The organism is Vibrio sp. A11, assembly GCF_013048705.1.
Taxonomy (GTDB): Bacteria; Pseudomonadota; Gammaproteobacteria; order Enterobacterales; family Vibrionaceae; genus Vibrio; species Vibrio metschnikovii.
In genome coordinates this window covers 1-2,536 of sequence record NZ_VHSI01000042.1, presented here as the reverse complement: position 1 = coordinate 2,536, position 2,536 = coordinate 1, and the positions used below count along the sequence as shown (strand labels likewise).

4 protein-coding genes are annotated in these 2,536 nt (G+C 38.5%); all 4 read left to right on the top strand.

Annotated elements, in window-relative coordinates:
- The first annotated feature begins 163 nt into the window (after positions 1-163).
- The 4 genes from FKQ60_RS17125 to FKQ60_RS17105 all read left to right on the top strand — a co-directional run bounded on the left by FKQ60_RS17125 (position 164) and on the right by FKQ60_RS17105 (position 2,280).
- Positions 164-838 (top strand): hypothetical protein, encoded by a 675-nt coding sequence (locus FKQ60_RS17125; RefSeq protein ID WP_170905767.1) that lies wholly within the window; start codon positions 164-166, stop codon positions 836-838.
- Positions 839-1,055: 217 nt separating this feature from the next.
- A complete protein-coding gene (locus FKQ60_RS17115) occupies positions 1,056-1,343 on the top strand; it encodes a type II toxin-antitoxin system RelE/ParE family toxin (RefSeq protein WP_170906813.1) in 288 nt (95 codons plus the stop codon).
- A 10-nt stretch (positions 1,344-1,353) separates the two neighbouring features.
- Positions 1,354-1,671: a HigA family addiction module antitoxin gene (locus FKQ60_RS17110; RefSeq protein ID WP_039438324.1), complete on the top strand. Its 318-nt coding sequence runs from the start codon at positions 1,354-1,356 to the stop codon at positions 1,669-1,671.
- A gap of 147 nt (positions 1,672-1,818) precedes the next feature.
- Positions 1,819-2,280 carry a GNAT family N-acetyltransferase gene (locus FKQ60_RS17105; protein ID WP_170906812.1) on the top strand — a complete coding sequence of 154 codons (462 nt, stop codon included), beginning with the start codon at positions 1,819-1,821 and terminating at the stop codon, positions 2,278-2,280.
- Positions 2,281-2,536: the final 256 nt, after the last annotated feature.

Below are 2,536 nucleotides of genomic sequence, written 5' to 3'. Positions count from 1 at the left end.
TGTGTTAATTTTGGTGGGGCTATCAGCTTAAAGCTAACAAAGCATTTAAGAGTGATTCGCAACGCTTGGCAGTTTCGCTTCGCTCAAGTATAGCCAAGCGCCGCTCACACCTTAATGCGGCGTTATAAGCCACGAATAATAATTAGATTAGAGAGACAAATTAATGGGTGATTACGCAGATTTTTGCGAAAGTTATGGTGGAAGTGCAAGTGATCCAGAGTTTATGGATAGATGGTTAGAAGAGAACGTTTATCCATATGATGAAGAGCGTGAATGGTATTTAGAAAACGAGAATAAGCCACACTATCAATTATTAATGGATCAACTTGAAAGTGTCGATATTATGCTCGATTTGGAAGTTCCGGAAAAAGCAAAATTTAGCTTCTTAGTTATGGTTCATGCCCATGTTGTTTCTTCCTTTGAGGGGTATTTAGCGGGAGTGTTCATCCATCATGTTTGTAATTCAGATGAACTTACTCGGAAGTTGGTAGAAACAGATCCTGAATTTGCTAAACGAAAGTTTACTCTCAAAGATATCTATCAAGAAAAAGATGCGCTTAAAGTGACAGTGGCAACTTACTTGAAAGATTTGATCTTTCATGATGTCAAGAAGATCAAGTCAATGTATCAAGCTGTTCTAGATCACAAGTTTGGAAACCTATCTTGGTTGTTCAAAGCCGTAAAGTTACGTCACCATTGTGTTCATCGAGCTGGGTATGACAAAGATGGGCAAATGATAGATATTTCTGTTGAATCAATTTTAGAGCTTTTGAGGAACGTGAAAGATCTAGCAAACGAAATTGATGATAACATCGAGAACCTGGGCTCCAGCTTATAACAAACGCTTCAAGAGGGACTTCCAACGCGTGGCATTTTTATTATGCGTTGATTTTGGTGATTACGGTGTTATGCGGAAACTTGGTAGTAGCGTTGTCAGCCCCTTAAGCGGGCGTTATGTACTTCTCTGAAATCCTTCCTGAAAATCAAACTTGTGCACAGTGTCATTATGCGTTACTCTTTGTGTATGGATGCACAATGAGACAGTGCAAGTTGTAATGGCATTAGAATTTAAAGATAAGTGGTTAGAGCAGTTTTATGAGGATGATAAACGACATCGTTTAATTCCAAACAGTATAGAAAATGCTCTATTTCGAAAGCTGGAAATCTTAGATGCAGCTCAAGCTGAGTCAGACTTAAGAATTCCACCGGGCAATCGATTTGAACATCTTGAAGGAAATCTTAAAGGTTGGTGTTCAATGCGAGTAAATAAACAATATCGTTTGATTTTTCAGTGGGTTGATGGTGTTGCACTAAATACTTACTTAGACCCACATAAGTATTGAGGTAACGACTATGCGTAAAACAAAACGTCGTCCAGTTAGCGTTGGTGAAATGTTGAAATTAGAGTTTCTTGAGCCAATGGGCATCACATCAAAAGCGCTCGCTGAAGCTATGGGTGTACACAGAAATACGGTGAGTAATTTGATTAATGGTGGAGTGTTAACGGCTCCAGTAGCAATTAAGTTAGCTGCTGCATTAGGAAATACACCAGAATTTTGGCTTAATATTCAACATGCTGTTGACCTTTGGGATACGAGAAATCGTTACCAAGAAGAGGCCAAATTTGTAAAGCCGCTGTTTGTTTCGCTGGAACAAAGTGCACGTACATAACAAAGCGTTAAAGAGGGATTCGCAACGCGTAGCATTTTCGTTATGCGTTGATTTTATTGGTTTTTAGTGCAATGCGGTTAGTTGGTAGTCGCGTTGCTCACCCCTTAACGCGGCGTTATATGTTTTGGTTAGTTTAGGTATTTTACAATGCTGAAGTTAAGAAAAGCAGAGGCTCATGAGCTAGATCTAATCTATTCAATGGGATTCGATGTATGGGGTGACGGTCTTTCTTTTGAGGATTATTTAGCTGGTTGTCGTAACAGTGAAAAATACTTAGCTGGTACTTGGTATGTATTGGTTGAAAAGGAGGAAATCGTATCATCTCTTATTGTTTATAGTGGAATGTTCGATCTTAAAGAGGATTCTTTTGGTATTGGTTCTGTGGCTACACCTCTAAAACTACGAAATAAAGGTTATGCTTCAAAATTAGTTAACTCAATAAAATCTGAGTTATTTGATAAGAACAATTGCAAGGCTTTGTACCTGCATAGCGATATTGGACAGCAGTTCTACACGAAGCTTGGTTTTGTCAGTATTCGTGGTTCTGACTGCATGATCTACACAAAGGAACCAGCGGCGTCAAATGGTTCAATACCAACATACTTTTAGCTTTGAGTTTTACATATAACAAACAATTTAAGCAGACCCTCAACGCGTGGCATTTTCGTTTTGCGTTGAGTTCGGTGATTACGGCGTTGTGCGGGAAGCTGGTAATAGCGTTTCGGGCTACTTAATTGAGCGTTATGCTTTATTGAGCCTCAGCAAAATCAATATATAAATTTTAATGGGAAAACTTAGTCTGATTTAGACGTTTTTGTATTCTAATTTATTGATATTATGAGTTTATTGTTCTTTTTGGTGGCGA